Consider the following 16,278-nt stretch of genomic DNA (forward strand, 5'->3'; position numbering starts at 1 on the left):
GGGGCGCCCTCACCCGGGGCCGTCGTCGCCGTGGCCCGGATGGGCGTGGGCGTCGTCGCCCTCCGGGATGAGGTGCAGGTGACCGTAGCGGACACCGCGCTGCGTGACGACGGCGTCGGCGTAGCTCTGCATCCGGGCCACCGGCCCGCGCAGGACCGCCACCTCGAGGCACGCGTCGTGGGTCAGGTGCACGTGCAGGCTGGCGATCGAGACGCCGTGCTCATGCCCCTCGCCGGTCAGCCGGCGGGCCAGGTCGCGGGTGCCGTGGCTGTAGACGTAGCTCAGGGCCCCGTAGCAGGCCGCCGATCCGCCGGTCTCCGCGGCGCGGGCCGGCGCCAGGGCGTCGCGGACGATGTCGCGCACCGCCTCCGAGCGGCTGCCGTAGCCGCGCCGCGCGCAGAGGTCGTCGACTGCCGTCAGCAGGGCGTCGTCGATGGTGATGGTGATGCGCTGCATGCCCGTCCTGCCGCTCCCGTGGCCTTCTGGTACGGGGACGCGGGGCCCGTGAACAGCCGCCGGGCCCGCATCGCCCGGCGCGGCAGAAAAAGAGCCCCGAGGGCCGCGCCTCGAGGCTCGAGTTCTGGGTCTCGGGGACATGTCCAGCGTGCGCTTGGGATGGACCGCGCTGGAACGCCTGGGCCGAAGGATCAAGGGCGTGAAAATCGACGACACAGGCGCGACCGGCTGGCATGCCGGCCGAACCATTCTGCACAGATACAGTCGACGCGCATCCGATATATGTCAGGCTTCGGGGGTTATTTTGAATTAATTCGCCGCACTGGGTTCAATATACCAGTTCAATTTTATCATATCGGCTCACGATCTCCCGGTACCGGCATGCCGGGCCGGGCCCGGTCCCGCCGCGCGTGCCCCGCGATCGCGAGCTCCGCGGCCTTCGCGGGGCCGCGGGACGCTCCGCCGCGCCGCGCGATCGTGCGGACCGCGAGCAGGAAGAGGGCGGCGAGGGCCAGCATCGCGCCGTCGAAGGCGAGGAAGACCGGCTCGACCGGCGCGTCGCCGCCGAGCCGGCGCGCGACGAGGCGCCCGACATCCGCGGCCGCGACGGCGCCGTACAACGCGGCCACCGGCGTCAGCGTCTCCGGCCAGACTCGCCCGGCCGGGCGCAGGAGCGCCGCCACGGCGACGAGCAGCCAGACGGCGAAGAAGGCCCCGACCTCCCACTCCGCCCGCGCGGGCAGCGCGGCCGGCAGGAGCCGGTTGGCCAGGAAATAGGCGGCGACGGCCGCGGGCAGGCCGGCGATCGTCGCGACGTTCAGGCCCTGGACGAGGCGCAGGCCGAAGCCTCGGGGCGCGTCCCCCTTGGGCAGGCGCGCCACCGCCCAGAGCAGCAGCCCGGTCGCCACCATGGCGCTGCCGGCGACCCCGCACAGGAAGAACAGCATCCGCAGGGCCGGGCCGGCGAAGTGCGCCTCGTGCAGGCCGACCATCGCGGTGAACGTCTTGGTCGCCGGCCGCAGGCCGCCCGCGCGCACCTCCAGGACCGCGCCCGTCACGCCGTCGAAGGCGATCTGCGGGTGCTCGTGGGAGAGGCCGTGCGGCTCCTCGAACACCGCCACCACGGTGGCGCGCGCGTCCGTCGGGTTGACGATGGTGATCCGCTCCAGGGATTCCGGCCGCATCGCCAGCGCGCGGACCACCAGCGGCCCGACCGGCGCCAGCGTGCCGGGCTGGCCGGCGGGCGGGCGCGGCGCGGTGATCTGGCCGGACTCGGCGAAGTAGCGCTGGCTGTCGCCGCGATAGGCCGTGTTCAGGCCCCAGGGCACGTACATCACCATGAGGGTGGCGAGTCCGGTATAGGTGATCATCAGGTGGAACGGCAGGGCGAGCACGCCCGTGACGTTGTGCGCGTCGAGCCAGCCCCGCTGGGCGGACTTGTCCCGCCGGAAGGTGAAGAAGTCGGCGAAGATGCGCCGGTGGGTGACGATCCCCGAGATCAGCGCCACCAGCATGATCATCGCGCAGGCGCCGACGATCCAGCGGCCCCAGAGCGGCGGCAGGTTCAGCTCGAAGTGGAAGCGGTAGAGGAAGTCGCCGCCGCGCGTCGCCCGCACCGCCGCCGGCGCGCCGCTGTCGGGATCCAGGAGGACGTGGCCGGGCGGGCGGCCCGGGCCGGTCCGCCAGAACAGCTCCAGCACCGGCCGGTCCGGCCGCGGCAGCGAGAGGAACCACGTCCGCGCGCCGCCCGCATGGGCCTGCAGGTGGGCGACGCCGCGCTCGGCCGCCGCCGCGAGCTCCGCCGGCCCGAAGGCCCGGTCGGTGCGGAGCTCGGGCCGCATCCACTGCGAGATCTCGGGCCGGTAGTAGCTCGCCGTGCCCGTCACGAAGACGGCGAACAGCACCCAGCCGACGACGAGGCCCGACCAGGCGTGGAGCCACGCCATCGACTGCCGGAAGGTCCTGCCCACGGCGGCCGCCTCACCAGCGGTAGCGCAGGGTCGCGTAGACCGTGCGCGGCAGGCCGTAATAGCAGCCCGAGTAGGTGAAGCAGCCGGTCACGTAGCGCTCGTCGAGCAGGTTCTGCACGTTGATCTGCGCGCTGAGGCCGGCGAGCCGCGGGTCGAGGTGCTTCATGTCGTAGGAGGCGACGGCGTCGACCAGCACGCTCTCGGGCACCTGGAAGGTGTTGGCCGGATCGCCCCAGGACGGGCCGAGGTAGCGCACGCCGCCGCCGAGGCCGAGGCCGATGAGCGGGCCGCTGGTGAAGCGGTAGTCGACGAACAGCGAGGCGGTCGTGTCCGGCACCTGCACCGGCCGCAGGCCCTGGAGCGGCACCTGCCGGCGGGTCAGGTCGTTCGTGGTGAAGCCGGTGTCGCGGACGTTGCGGATGTCGAGGAGCGAGAAGCCGCCGATCAGGCTGAGGCCCTCGGCGAGGGTGGCCCGCGCCTCGAACTCGACGCCCTGCACGCCGACCTCGCCGGTCTGCACGACGAAGCCGGGATTGACCGGGTCGGTGGTGGTGGCGTTCGAGCGGCGGATGTCGAAGAACGCGGTGGTCAGCAGGATATCGGTGCCGGGCGGCTGGTACTTGATGCCGGCCTCGTACTGGTTGCTGGCGATCGGGACGGGGATGCGCCCGGCCGAGCCGAACGCCGTGTCGAAGATCCGCCCGTTGACGATCGGCTCGAACGCCTCGCTGTAGGAGACGTACGGGGCGACGCCGCTGTCGAACAGGTAGAGCAGGCTGGCGCGGCCGGTGAAGGCCTCGGCCGGGACGTCCTGGATGGTCAGCCCGTTCGGCGCGAAGGTGCGGGTCGGGCCGGTCTGCCGGGCGGTGTCGTAGCGGCCGCCGAGCGTCAGGATGAAGCGGTCGAACTTCGCCTGGTCCTGGAAGTACACGCCGGTCTGCTGCGCGTCGATCCGCGAGGTCGACGTGAAGGCGGGGAACCGGATCGGCAGGTCGTGGTCGGGGGCGAGGGCGTTCAGGCTCGTCGTCGCCGGGAACGGGCCGGTGACGGACCGCGTGCTGAAGGTCCGGTGGTCGACGCCGAGCAGCGCCGTGTGGGCGATCGGGCCGGTGTCGAAATCGGCGATGAAGTTGTTGTCCATCGTGTAGGCTTCGATGTCGACCTGGGTGCCGCCGACCGAGCGACCGATGATCGGGCCGCTCGTGTACGGGCCGTTGACGTCGCCGAAGGTCGTGAACACGCTGCGGTAGTCGCCGTTCGAGCGCAGGTAGCGGCCGGCCGAGTGGAAGCGCAGGTTCTCGGTGATCCGGTGGTCGAACAGGTACTCGACGGAGGCCTGCGTGCGGTCGGAGCGCTCGATATTGCGGTCGCCGTCGTAGAAGTTCACCGGCAGCCGGCCGAAGACGCCGTTGCCGAAATTGCGCGGGAACACCGTGCCGACGGCCGGGAAGCCGCCGTAGAAGCCCGAGAACGGGTCGCGCTGGTAGTTGGCGATGACCGTGAGCGAGGTGTCGGCGGAGGGCCGCCACGTGAGGCTCGGGTTGATGAAGGCGCGCTCGACCTTGGTGGTCACGGCCGGCCCGTCGCCGTTCCAGCCGAGGCCGATGACCCGGTAGGCGAACTGGTCGGCGAGACCCGGGATGTCGGACTCGATCGGGCCGCCGATGTCGAAGCCGCCGCGGACCTCGCTGAAGCCGCCGCCCTGGACGAAGATCTCGCCGTGGCGGACGAATTGCGGGACCTTCGAGACGAGGTTGACGAGACCGCCCGGACCGGACTGCCCGTAGAGGACCGAGGCCGGTCCCTTGATGATGTCCACCCGCTCCAGGCGATAGGGATCGACGCTGGGGAAGGCGTCGCGATTCCCGGGCAGCGCCATGTTGTCGAGGAAGATCGGCGCTGTGAAGCCGCGGATGTAGAACTGCTCCAGGCGCGTCGAGCCGGCGCCGCCCCGCTGCTCGGTGGTGACGCTCGGCGTGAAGCGCAGCGCCTGGTTGATGGTCAGGGCGTTCTGGTCCTCGATCTGCTGGCGTCCGATGACCGACACCGACTGCGCCGTCTCCAGGATCGGCGTGTCGGTCTTCGTGCCGACCGTGCTGCGGCTGGCGACGTAGCCGGGCACCGGCCCGGTCGCCCCGCCGCGCCCGTACAGATCGCTGTTCAGGCTGCGCGCGCGCGCCTCGCCGCTCACGCTGAGTTCGGACAGCTCGATCTCCGTGGCGGGCGCCGGCTGGACGGGCGCGGGCTGGGCGAGCGCGGCCGCCCCGAGCGTGAGTATAGATGTCGACGATACAAACCCGATCCGGAGCAGCCTCTCCGCGCGATCGAACGCGCGCGATGCCGCCCGTTCATTGACATATCTCGACATTATACCGACTCTAAACAGGAATTACTGGGCGAAGATACGCGCCGATGCCCAGCTATCACGGATCCGTGAGCAGTATGTGCCTCTGATGACACATCTTTAAGAAACGTATTTTGGCATTCTTCTAATGAAAGTATGCGGCGGGCGGCCGGGCCGGGAGCGACCGCCCCCGGGGAGCGCGCGCCGCGCGGGCGACGGACCGGAGAGCGCCGGCGGCGGGGCGACAGAGCGCGCGTTCCCGGCGACGGTCACCTCGGGTAAGATCGGCGGGCCGCGATCGAGGCGGCCCGGCGCGGGTGCCGCCCCGTCGGCCCTCACGCCGTGCGCCGATGACCGAGCCGATCTCCGCCGCGGCCCATGCCCGCACGATCCTCTCCGCGCACGAGCATCGCCGCCCGATCGCGCCGCTGACCGACTGGGATCCGGCCCTCGACCTGCCGGCGGCCTACCGGGTGGCCGAGGCGGTCCGGGTCCTGCGCGAGGAGCGCGGCGAGCGGCCGGTCGGCTACAAGATCGGCTTCACCAACACGACCCTGTGGGAGCGCTACGGGGTCCGCGCGCCGATCTGGGGGCACGTCTACGACACGACTCTGCGCGACCGGGCCGCCCTGTCGGGGCCGGTGCCGCTCGCCGCCTTCGTCGAGCCGCGGATCGAGCCGGAGATCGTGTTCGGGCTGGCGCGCGCGCCCGAGCCCGGCATGGATGCCGCGGCGCTGATCGCCTGCCTCGACTGGGCGGCGAGCGGCTTCGAGATCGTGCAGTCGCTCTATCCCGGCTGGCGCTTCGCGGCGCCCGACACCATCGCGGCCTTCGGCCTGCACGGGCTGCTGGTGGTGGGCGAGCGGGTGCGGATCGCCGCGGACGCGCGATCGACTTGGCTCGGCGAGCTCGCCGGCTTCACCGTCGAGCTGCTGCGGGACGGGGCCGTCGCGGACCGGGGCGGCGGCGGCTGCGTTCTCGGGACGGGGCCGCTCGCGGCCCTGGCCCACCTCGTCGATGCGCTGGCTAACGATCCGGTGGCCCCACCGCTCGCGGCCGGGACCGTCGTGACGACGGGCACGCTGACGGACGCGCTGCCCGTCGCCTCCGGTCAGCGCTGGCGCACGCGCCTCGACGGGCTGCGGCTTCCCGGCATCGACCTTGCCCTGATCTGAGAGACCCGGCACGGGTTATCGTGCCGGGTGCGTGCGGTTTCCCGGCCGGCTCCGGGTCTCAGGCATTGGTGATGGTTAGCCGACATGCCAAATGCTGGACCATGCCTGGACGCCCGCGGCGACGCCACACGACCTTCCTCGTCTCCGTCACCGCGGAGGGCGCCGGCGCGGCGCCCGGCGCGACGGTCTACGCGGTGATGAAGCCTAGCGCCGAGGAGGCGCTGGAGGCCGTCCGCGCCCTCGCCGGCCCGTCGGCCAGCCTCGCGATCGTGGGGAGCCTGTCCACCCGGATCGCCAAGGCCCTCAAGCTGAAGCCCGACACGCCGCGGGTTGTCTGAGCCGCCCGGCGGCCCGCGGGCGGCTCAATCCACCGCGAGCCGGTAGCCGACGCCCCGCACGGTCTGCAGGAAGACCGGGTTGGCGGGATCGACCTCGGTCTTGCGACGCAGGCGGTTGATCTGCACGTCGACGGTGCGCTCCGCCGCCGCGCCGCCCGGACCGGCGAGCTGCTCGCGCTCGACATTGGCGCCGCCCGCCGTCGCCAGGATCGTCAGGATCTCGCGCTCGCGCTCGGTGATGCGGATCAGCTCGTCGTCCCGGCGCAGCTCGCCCCGGTCGATCCGGAACGCGAACGGCCCAAAGGTGACCGCCTCGGCGGAGGCCGCGCGGGGCCGCGCGCTGCGCTTGATGATGTTGTTGAGCCGCAGCGTCAGCTCCCGCGGCTCGAACGGCTTCGGCAGGTAATCGTCCGCGCCGATCTCCAGCCCCATCACCCGGTCGTTCGGGTTGGAGCGGGCCGTGAGCATCAGGATCGGCACGCGCGAGGTCTCGCGGACGCTGCGCGCGTAGTCGAAGCCGTTCTCGCCGGGCATCATCACGTCGAGGACCATGGCGTCGAACACGACGCTCTGGGCCCGGGCCCGCGCCTCCGCGGCGCTCGCCGCGGCGGTGACGCGGAAGCCCTGATCGGTGAGGTAGCGGGCGAGCAGCTCGCGCAGGCGGCGGTCGTCGTCGACCACGAGGACGTGGGGCGCCTCGTCGGGCAGGTCGGACCGGGCGGCGTGGCTCACGCGGGCTCCTCCGCGTCGACCTGCCCCTCGGCCCCGCCCCCGCGCCGCGCCATCAGGCGCTGGACCGCCGGCCGGTCCTCCGGCTCAATCATCGCCATCAGGAAGTCCTCCGGGGAGCCCCGGGCATCCGGCGCCGCGAGCGCCCGGGCGAGGCGGCGGGCCTGGACCCGCGTCAGGTCGGCCGCGAGCCCGGCGCCGGCCTCGGTGCAGTACAGGAGGCGCTGGCGCCGGTCGCTGGAACCGGGCTTCTGCGCGACGTAGCCCTGCCCGATCAGGTCCTTGAGCACCCGGTTCAGGCTCTGCTTGGTGATGCGCAGGATGTCGAGGAGCTCGGCGATCGTCAGGCCCGGGTACCGGTCGACGAAGTGCAGCACCCGGTGGTGGGCGCGGCCGAAGCCGTAGGCGGCCAGGATCCGGTCCGGATCGCCCACGAAGTCCCGGTAGGCGAAGAACAGGAGCTCGATCAGGTCGTCGCTGCCGAGGGCGGCCGGCGCGGCGCCCGGGACGGGTTTCGGCGCGAACATCTCCTCGCGCGGGGCTGTCCGTGTCACGGCGCGGCCGCTCCCAACGGGTGATAGGTCAGTCCCCATGACGTTTCTCAAGGCGGCCGGGGCCCGTCAACCCTGGCCGGGGCAACCGGGGCACCGACCGCCCCGGATCCTCAAGCCTGTACCCGCGGGATTGCCCCCGGCCCGACGCCTCCGCTACGCAGGCCCTCGGGCGACGGGAGCGGACGCGCATGGCCGAGGCAGGGGAACCGGGACCGGAACGCCTCTGGATCCGCGACCCGCGCGCCGTCCTGGCCGAGGGCGCCGGCGGCGGGATCGTGGTGGCGGGCACCCGGATCGTCGAGTGCGTGCCGGCGGGCGCGCGGCCCGCCGCGCCCGTGGACGCGACCTTCGACGCGTCGCGCCACGTGGTCATCCCGGGGCTGATCAACACCCACCACCACGCCTTCCAGACGCTGACCCGCGCCCATCCGCTGGCGCTCAACAAGCCGCTCTTCCCCTGGCTCGAGGCGCTCTACAGAGTCTGGGGGCGGATCACCCCGGAGGCGTGCCGGCTCGCCACGCGGGTCGCCTTCACCGAGCTGCTGCTCTCGGGCTGCACCACGGCGGGCGACCACCACTACCTGTTCCCGAAGGGCCTCGAGGCGTCGATGGACATCCAGGTCGCGGAGGCCCGCGACCTCGGGATCCGGGCCGCGCTCACCCGCGGTTCCCTGAGCCTGTCCGACCGGGCGGGCGGCCTGTCGCCCGCGGCCCTGACCCAGGACGACGACGCGATCCTCTCGGACTGCGAGCGGGTGCTGAACCTGTTCCACGATCCCGCCCCCGGGGCGATGGTGCAGATCGCCCTCGCCCCCTGCTCGCCCTTCTCGGTGACCGAGCGCCTGATGCGCGCGAGCGCGGAGCTCGCCGCCCGCAGCGGGTGCCGGCTGCACACCCATCTCGGCGAGACGCGCGACGAGGAGGCCTATTGCCGGGCGACGTTCGGCTGCCGGCCGGTGGAGTACCTCGAGGCGGTCGGCTGGCTGAGCGACCGGGTCTGGCTCGCCCACGGCATCCACTTCACCGACGCCGAGGTCGCGCGGCTCGGCGCGGCGGGCGTCGGCGTCTGCCACTGCCCGACCTCGAACATGACCCTGGGCTCCGGGCGCTGCCGCACCTGCGAGCTGGAGGCGGCGGGCGCGCCCGTCGGCCTCGGCGTCGACGGCTCGGCCTCGAACGACAGCTCGAACCTGATGGAGGGGGTGCGCCACGCCCTCATGATCAACCGGCTCACCTACGGGGCGGAGGCCGTGACGCACCTGGACGCCCTGCGCTGGGCGACCGAGGGCTCGGCCGCCTGCCTCGGCCGCTCCGATATCGGCCGGATCGCGCCGGGCCGCGAGGCGGACCTCGCCCTGTTCACCCTGGACGAGCTGCGCTTCTCCGGAGCCCACGACCCGCTGGCGGCCCTCGTCCTGTGCGGCGCCACGCGGGCCGACCGGGTGATGGTCGCGGGGCGCTGGCGGGTGATCGACGGGCAGCCGCTCGGGATCGATACCGGGATGCTGCGCGAGGCGCATTCCCGGCTGGCAGTCGACTTGTTCGGGGACGCGTAGGGGCGGCCCCTGATCCGACCTGCTCCGTCATCGCGAGCGCCAGCGAAGCGACCCAGGGCAGCGCGCGATCTCCGGATGCGGTATGTCCCTGGATTGCTTCGCTCCGCTCGCAACGACGAATGGCGGGGCCCGCCCGTGGGCGAGCCCCGCGCGCTCCTCAGAACAGCCCGTCGATCTGCCCGTTGGCGTCGAGCCGGATCGTGTCGGCGGCCGGCACCCGGGGCAGGCCCGGCATGGTCATGATCTCCCCGCAGATCGCCACCACGAAGCCGGCGCCGGCCGAGAGCCGGACGTCGCGCACGCCGACGATGTGGCCCTCGGGGGCGCCCATCAGGGTCGGGTCGGTGGAGAACGAGTACTGGGTCTTGGCCATGCAGATCGGCAGGTGGCCGTAGCCGTCCTTCTCGAAGGTGGCGAGCTTGCCGGCGGCCTTGGTCTCGATCTGGATGTCGGCGGCGCCGTACAGCTTGGTGGCGATCGCCCGGATCTTGTCGGTGAGGCGGCTCTCGGTCTCGTAGGCGTGGCGGATCGGCGCCGGCTCCGCCTGGCTGAGCTTCACCACCGCGCGGGCGAGTTCCTCGGCCCCGGCGCCGCCCTCGGCCCAGTGGCGGCAGGTGATCGCCTCCACGTCGAGCCGCTCGCGGCACAGCTCCTTGAGCTTGGCGTGCTCGGCGTCGGTGTCGGCGTGGAAGTGGTTGACGCCGACCACCACCGGCAGGCCGAAGCCGCGCAGGTTGGTGACGTGCCGGGCGAGATTGGCGAAACCCTTCTCCAGGGCGTCGATGTTCTCGGACCCGAGGTTCTTCTTGTCGACACCGCCGTGCATCTTGAGGGCGCGGACCGTCGCCACCACCACCACGGCCGAGGGGGTCAGGCCCGCCTGCCGGCACTTGATGTCCAGGAACTTCTCGGCGCCGAGATCGGCGCCGAAGCCGGCCTCCGTCACCGTGTAGTCGGCGAGCCGCAGGCCGGCCCGGGTGGCGATCACCGAGTTGCAGCCGTGGGCGATGTTGGCGAAGGGGCCGCCGTGGATCAGCGCCGGGTTGCCCTCGAGGGTCTGCACGAGGTTCGGCTGCAGGGCGTCCTTGAGCAGCACCGTCATGGCGCCGGTGGCCTTCACGTCCTTGAGGGTCACGAGCTTGCGGTCGCGGGTCTCGGCGATGACGATCCGGCCGAGGCGCTCCTCCAGGTCGGCCAGATCCTTGGCGAGGCAGAACACCGCCATCACCTCGGAGGCCACCGTGATGTCGAACCCGTCCTCGCGGGGGAAGCCGTTGGCGACGCCGCCGAGCGACTGGTTGATCGCGCGCAGGGCCCGGTCGTTCATGTCGACGACCCGGCGCCAGTGGATGCGGCGGACGTCGATGTTGAGCTCGTTCGCCCAGTAGACGTGGTTGTCGATCAGCGCGGCCGCGAGGCTGTGGGCCGACGTGATCGCGTGGAAGTCGCCGGTGAAGTGCAGGTTGATCTGCTCCATCGGCACGACCTGTGCCTTGCCGCCGCCGGCCGCGCCGCCCTTCATGCCGAAGCACGGCCCGAGCGAGGGCTCGCGCAGGCAGATCATGGTCTTCTCGCCGATCCGGTTCAGGGCGTCGCCCAGGCCCACCGTGGTGGTGGTCTTGCCCTCGCCCGCGGGCGTCGGGGAGATCGCCGTCACCAGCACGAGCTTGCCGGGCTTCCGGCTCTCCAGCCCGGCGATGTAGCCGTGGTCGATCTTGGCGATGTGCTTGCCGTAATTGTGGAGCGCGTCATCCGGGATGCCGAGCTTCTCGGCGACCTGCGCGATCGGCTTCAGGGTCGCGGCGCGGGCGATCTCGATGTCTGACGGCATGGGCCTTCCTCCCTGGGTCGCGGGCACCTGCCCGCCCGCCGGCTCTTGCCGTGCGAATCTCCTGCCGGGCGGGCCGCGGCGTGGCCGCCCGCGAACGGCCACGCACTGTGCGTCAAAGCTCGCGAAAATGCGCGTCGATTTTTATGAGCTGGCGGACAAAATACTCTTGTCGATCGCGCTGTCCCCCGTTCCGACGCCGGAGCGCTCCCGGAGGGTCCGTCCGAGCCCGGCCGCCGGGGGTCTCCGCGTGCCCGCGCCGCTCAGAACTTGACCAGCTCGACGCGCCGGTTCTGCGCCCGCCCCGCCTCGCTGTCGTCGGCGGCGACCGGGCTGGCGGCGCCGAAGCCCTTGGCCCTCAGCCGGTCCTTCGCGATGCCGGCGCCGACGAGCCTCGCCATGACCGCCTTGGCGCGGCCGTCGGACAGGGCTTGGTTGTGCGCGGCGGCCCCGGTCCCGTCCGTGTAGCCGTTGATGGCGAGCCGCAGGCCGGGATCCGTCCGCAGCAGGGCCGCCACCGCGTCGATCTGCGGGGCGGAGGTCGGCAGGATCTCGGTCCTGTCGGTGGCGAAGTTGACCTGGATCACCGCCTTCCCGGTCTTGTCGAGATCCTGCTTCAGCCGCTCGGCGGGCAGGAGGGCGGCGGTCTGGACGAACGGCTTCGTCTCGAGGATCGTCCAGGCCGCGGTGAAGCTGTCGGGCACGAAATGCACCCAGATCTGCCGATCCGGCCGGCGGATCACCCAGGTCTGGGCCGGCACGTTGTAGACGTCGCCGAGGCCCTCATACATCCCGATCCGGATGTCCTCCGGCAGCGTCTCCGTCACGGAGTTGGGGATCCGGCCGTCGGCGATCTTCCGGCCGCCGGCCTGCGTCAGCACGGCCTCGATGTTCTTCTTCAGCTCGTAGGCGGAGTAGGTCTTGCCGTCCTTGGGACCGATCAGGGACTGGAAGACCTTGCCCTCGACCTCGTGGAGCGCCGCGCCGGTCCAGAACAGGAAATGCCCGAATTCCCGCGTCTCGGGCGGGTTCACCGGCTGGTAGCCGTCGGGCAGCGCGAAGTAGGGGAAGCGGCCGAGCGGCGCGTCCGAGAAGGGAACGGCATCGAGCGCGAAGGCCTTCGGCGCCGCCGCCGCGTCCTGCGCCCGCGCGGGATCGACCCCGATCCCGGACGCCGCGCAGGCGAGGGCCAGCAGGATACAGACAGGCTTCAGCGCTCTCACGACGCACTCCGGAACGTTGCGGAGGCGCGACGATAGCGGGCGCGGATCGGCGGGCAATTAGGTCGCTCGACCTACGGCCTCCGGGGCATCGCGCGCGATCGCGGGAGAGCGACGCGGGCGCCCGGAGCCCGGACAGTCGACATATCTCCGGGACGGCGCGGCCGGAACGGCAGCCGCACCGCCCCGAGGCGGGACCTGGCGGGAGGCCGCCTAGCCTCCCGACTTCTTGGCCTTGTCGGCGGAGCCCGGCGCCTCGTGCGGCTGGGGCGCGCCCTTCGGGAGTTCCGGGTTGTCGGGGTTGTGCGGGGCGGCGACCGGGGCCGGCACCGTCTCGGCGGTGGCGGTGGGCTTCTCGATGTCGGGCAGCCCGTCCTTCAGCTTCGCGTTGATCTGCGTGAGGTCGTCCGGCTCGGGGTTCAGGTCCTTGGCGTGCTGCCACTGGAACTTGCCCTCGAGGCGCCGGCCCGAGCGCCAGTAGGCATCGCCGAGGTGGTCGTTGATGGTCGGATCGCCGGGCTTCAGCTCGACCGCCTTCTCCAGCTCGCGCACCGCGTCGTCCCAGCGGCCGAGGCGGTAATAGGCCCAGCCGAGGCTGTCGACGATCATGCCGTCCCGCGGGCTCGCGTCGGCGGCCTGCTGCAGCAGCTTGAACGCCTCGTCGATGTTGATGTTCTGGTCGACCCAGGAATAGCCGAGGTAGTTCATCACCTGGGCCTTGGCGGCCGGCTGGTTGGCCGGCACCAGGGACAGGGCCTTCTTCAGGTCGGCCTCGGCCTTCGGCCACTGCTTGGCGCGCTCGTACGCGGTGCCGCGGAAATAGTAGGTCGTCCAGTAGTTGGATTGCGGCCGGTTCCCGATCAGGTCGATGGCGCGGGTGTAGGTGGCCGCCGCCTCCTCGTACTTCTTGCGGGCGCGCTGCACGTTGCCCAGCGCCGTGATGACGTCGATGTCGTCCGGGTGGGCCTTCATCGCCGCGTCGAGATGGGCCAGCGCCTCGTCGCCCTTGCCCATCTGCTCCAGGTTCAGGCCGATCTGGATGTCGGCGTTGAGCTTGAGCGGGGAATTGGCCGGGATCTGCGCGTAGGCCTCGTTGGCGCGCTCGGGCTGCTTCATCCGGTCGAGCGTGTCGGCGAGCGTCAGCCGGGCCAGCGCGTGGTCGGGGGCGAGGTAGAGGGCGAGCCGCAGGTAGATCACCGCGGGCAGCTCGTCGCCCTGAGTCGAGCCGGCGGAGCCCAGCCCGTACAGCACCTCGGCGGCGCCCTCCTGGGCGGTGCCGATCAGCCGCGTGAGCGGCTTGCCGTCCTTCAGCTTCTCGAGGGCGTCGCGCACCAGCGGGTGGCGCGGCGAGAGCTGGTCGAAGTCGGAATAGGCCTGGATCGCCAGGTCGGTGCGGCCGAGGCTGGCCTCCATGCGGGCGTAGGCGTCGACGATGCGCAGGGTGTTGTGGTCGGCGTCGTAGGCGGCCTTGAGGCGGCGCTCGGCCTCGGCGTTGTCGCCGGTCACCGAGGCGATCAGGCCGGCATGGTAGTCCCGGAAGGTGTTGTAGTAGCGCTCGCCCCGGAGCTTGTTGACCGTCTCCAGCGCCTTCTTGCCGTCGCCGGCGCCCGCGTAGGACCAGGCGGTGAGCAGCGTCGCGGTCAGGTCCGTGGCGGCGCCCCGGCCGCTCCGGGAAAAGTTCTGGCGGGCGGCGGCCCACTGGCCGGCCTTGATCTGACGCACCCCGAGGGAGAGGTTGGCCAGCCCGTTGGTCGGATCGCGGGCGATCAGCTTCTCGGCGGTGCGGAACGCGTCCGGCAGGGCGCCGTCGGCCAGCAGCGAGATGAAGGCGCGCTCGACGAGTTCCGCGTTGCGCGGGTCGGCCTTCACCGCCTCGCGGTAGAAGGTCGCCGCCGCCGCCGTGTCCCGCGACGCGCCCGCGATGTAGGCGGAGAGGAAGTTGCCCTCGAGCGAGTCCGCGGGCTCGTAGTCGAGCACCGGTGTCGATTCCTTCGGCTGCGCGGCGAGCACGGTCTGCGGGAGCCCGGCGGCGAGCAGCAGGGCGAGCGCCGAAACGCTCCGGCGGGCGCGTGTCATCATCATGAACCGATCGCGGCTCCTGGGCGCCGGCCCGTCGGGGGCCGGGCGCGAGAATGGCGGGGCATCCCCGAAAAAACGTTGGGGACACTGAACCCATCCCGCCAGCCCCGCAAGGCGAAAGGATGGCGCGGGGGCGGATGCCCGGGTCGTCCGCCTTCCCGTCATCGCGAGCGCAGCTAAGCGACCCAGAGAGGTGCGACCGCGGCAAGCGTGGCGCCGCTGGATTGCTTCGCTCCGCTCGCAAAGACGGGTACCTCGGCCCCTCGGCCGAGGGCCGACCTCACATGTTCGGGTAGTTCGGCCCGCCCGGCCCCTCCGGCGTCACCCAGTCGATGTTCTGGTTCGGATCCTTGATGTCGCAGGTCTTGCAGTGGACGCAGTTCTGCGCGTTGATCTGGTAGCGCACGCCGTCGCTGGCGGCGGCATCCTCCACCCACTCGTAGACGCCGGCCGGGCAGTAGCGGCCGGATGGGCCGCCGTAGACGTCGTGCTCGGAGCGCTTCTGCAGCTCCGGGTCGCGGACCTTGAGGTGGGGCGGCTGGTCCTCCTCGTGGTTGGTGTTCGACAGGTAGACCGAGGAGAGCCGGTCGAAGGTCAGCTTGCCGTCCGGCTTCGGGTAGACGATCGGCGTCACCTCCGAGAGCGGCTTGAGGCAGGCGTGATCCGGCTTGCCGTGGGACAGCGTGCCGAACGGCGAGGCGCCGAGGATGCTGGTCGCCCACATGTCGATCCCGCCGAGCCCGACGCCGACCAGCGTGCCGTACTTGGACCAGAGCGGCTTGACGTTGCGCACCGCCTTCAGGTCCTGCCCGATCGGGCTGTCGCGCCAGCCGGCCTCGTAGGCGGTGAGCTCGTCGCCGGCGCGGCCCGCCTTCAGGGCGTCCGCGATGGCGTCGGCCGCCTGCATGCCGGACAGCACCGCGTTGTGCGAGCCCTTGATCCGCGGCACGTTCACGAAGCCGGCCGAGCAGCCGACGAGGCAGCCTCCGGGGAAGACCAGCTTGGGCACCGACTGCCAGCCGCCCTCCATGATGGCCCGCGCGCCGTAGCCGATGCGCTTGGCGCCCTCGAAGGTCTCGGCGATCATCGGGTGGGTCTTGAAGCGCTGGAACTCCTCGAACGGCGACAGGGTCGGGTTCTCGTAGTTCAGGTGCGTGACGAAGCCGACCGAGAGCAGGTGGTCGTCGAAGTGGTAGAGCCAGGAGCCGCCGCCGGCCTTGTTGGGCAGCGGCCAGCCCATCGTGTGCTGCACCAGCCCGGGCTCGAACTTGCCGGGGGCGAGCTGCCAGAGCTCCTTCACGCCGAGCCCGTACTTGAAGTGGTCGCTGTGCCGGTTGAGTTCGAAGCGCTGGATCAGGCCCTTGGTCAGGTTGCCGCGGGCGCCCTCGCCGAACACCGTGTACTTGGCGCGCAGCTCCATGCCGCGGGTGTAGTCCTCGCGCGGCTCGCCGGACCGGCCGATGCCGAGATCGCCCGTGGCGACGCCCGCCACGGCGCCGTTGCCGTCGAACAGCACCTCGGAGGCCGGGAAACCCGGGTAGATCTCGACGCCGAGCGCCTCAGCCTGGGCGCCGAGATACTTGCAGACGTTGGAGAGCGAGCCGACGAAGTTGCCGTGGTTCGACATGAGCTTGGGGAAGAACACGTTCGGCAGGGTGATGCCGCTGTTCTTGGTGAGCATCATGAACTCGTCGCGCTGCACCTCCGTCTTGAGCGGCCGCTCCGGGTCCTGGCGCCACTCCGGCAGGAGCCGGTCGAGGCCGATCGGGTCGATCACCGCCCCCGACAGGATGTGGGCGCCGACCTCCGAGCCCTTCTCGACGACGACGACCGAGATCTCCTCGCCGATCTCGGCGGCGCGCTGCTTCAGGCGGATCGCGGTGGCGAGGCCGGCCGGGCCGGCGCCCACCACGACCACGTCGAAATCCATGCTCTCGCGTTCGGGCAGCGCCATCCTCGGGTTCCTTTTCTTGTTCCGGCGCCCGGTTCGTCGCCGGGGCGGCCTTCCTGATGCCGTCTCAAGCGATTC

General features: G+C 71.7%; 12 protein-coding genes. 3 read left to right on the forward strand and 9 right to left on the reverse strand.

What is annotated here, in order from left to right; translation table 11 throughout:
- Positions 1-9: 9 nt before the first annotated feature.
- The 3 genes from nikR to ACLBYE_RS04095 form a co-directional block, all read right to left on the reverse strand.
- On the reverse strand, positions 10-456 hold the full coding sequence (gene nikR, locus ACLBYE_RS04085; protein ID WP_447693145.1) for a nickel-responsive transcriptional regulator NikR: 447 nt from the start codon (positions 454-456) through the stop codon (positions 10-12).
- Positions 457-806: 350 nt separating this feature from the next.
- The gene (locus ACLBYE_RS04090) at positions 807-2,426 is read right to left on the reverse strand and encodes a PepSY-associated TM helix domain-containing protein (protein ID WP_447693146.1); all 1,620 of its coding nucleotides are present in this window, start codon (positions 2,424-2,426) and stop codon (positions 807-809) included.
- A gap of 10 nt (positions 2,427-2,436) precedes the next feature.
- On the reverse strand, positions 2,437-4,794 hold the full coding sequence (locus ACLBYE_RS04095) for a TonB-dependent siderophore receptor (RefSeq protein WP_447693147.1): 2,358 nt from the start codon (positions 4,792-4,794) through the stop codon (positions 2,437-2,439).
- A 326-nt stretch (positions 4,795-5,120) separates the two neighbouring features.
- On the opposite strand from ACLBYE_RS04095, the gene ACLBYE_RS04100 reads away from it, so the two are divergent.
- Together ACLBYE_RS04100 and ACLBYE_RS04105 are read left to right on the forward strand one after the other, a co-directional pair.
- A complete protein-coding gene (locus ACLBYE_RS04100; RefSeq protein ID WP_447693148.1) occupies positions 5,121-5,945 on the forward strand; it encodes a 2-keto-4-pentenoate hydratase in 825 nt (274 codons plus the stop codon).
- Between the two features lie 101 nt (positions 5,946-6,046).
- Positions 6,047-6,283, forward strand: a complete 237-nt coding sequence (locus tag ACLBYE_RS04105) for a hypothetical protein (protein ID WP_056533491.1) — start codon at positions 6,047-6,049, stop codon at positions 6,281-6,283.
- A 24-nt stretch (positions 6,284-6,307) separates the two neighbouring features.
- On the opposite strand, the gene ACLBYE_RS04110 is transcribed toward ACLBYE_RS04105, so the two are convergent.
- Positions 6,308-7,015, reverse strand: a complete 708-nt coding sequence (locus ACLBYE_RS04110; protein WP_091682727.1) for a response regulator — start codon at positions 7,013-7,015, stop codon at positions 6,308-6,310.
- Complete coding sequence (locus tag ACLBYE_RS04115; RefSeq protein ID WP_331298321.1) at positions 7,012-7,539, reverse strand: MarR family winged helix-turn-helix transcriptional regulator; 528 nt, start codon at positions 7,537-7,539, stop codon at positions 7,012-7,014. The genes ACLBYE_RS04110 and ACLBYE_RS04115 overlap by 4 nt, the downstream gene beginning before the upstream one ends.
- A gap of 215 nt (positions 7,540-7,754) precedes the next feature.
- On the opposite strand from ACLBYE_RS04115, the gene ACLBYE_RS04120 reads away from it, so the two are divergent.
- Positions 7,755-9,122 (forward strand): 8-oxoguanine deaminase, encoded by a 1,368-nt coding sequence (locus ACLBYE_RS04120; RefSeq protein WP_447693149.1) that lies wholly within the window; start codon positions 7,755-7,757, stop codon positions 9,120-9,122.
- A 157-nt stretch (positions 9,123-9,279) separates the two neighbouring features.
- Here the strand turns inward: ACLBYE_RS04120 and ACLBYE_RS04125 are convergent, their stop codons facing one another.
- From ACLBYE_RS04125 to ACLBYE_RS04140, 4 genes are all read right to left on the reverse strand, one after another.
- Positions 9,280-10,953 carry a formate--tetrahydrofolate ligase gene (locus ACLBYE_RS04125; protein ID WP_447693150.1) on the reverse strand — a complete coding sequence of 558 codons (1,674 nt, stop codon included), beginning with the start codon at positions 10,951-10,953 and terminating at the stop codon, positions 9,280-9,282.
- Between the two features lie 260 nt (positions 10,954-11,213).
- A complete protein-coding gene (locus tag ACLBYE_RS04130; RefSeq protein ID WP_447693151.1) occupies positions 11,214-12,173 on the reverse strand; it encodes an OmpA family protein in 960 nt (319 codons plus the stop codon).
- 210 nt (positions 12,174-12,383) lie between these two features.
- Positions 12,384-14,252, reverse strand: a complete 1,869-nt coding sequence (locus ACLBYE_RS04135) for a tetratricopeptide repeat protein (protein WP_447693152.1) — start codon at positions 14,250-14,252, stop codon at positions 12,384-12,386.
- 277 nt (positions 14,253-14,529) lie between these two features.
- Entirely contained in the window at positions 14,530-16,203 is a 1,674-nt protein-coding gene (locus tag ACLBYE_RS04140) for an electron transfer flavoprotein-ubiquinone oxidoreductase (RefSeq protein ID WP_447693153.1), read from the reverse strand.
- Positions 16,204-16,278: the final 75 nt, after the last annotated feature.

Source organism: Methylobacterium sp. A52T (assembly GCF_053346095.1).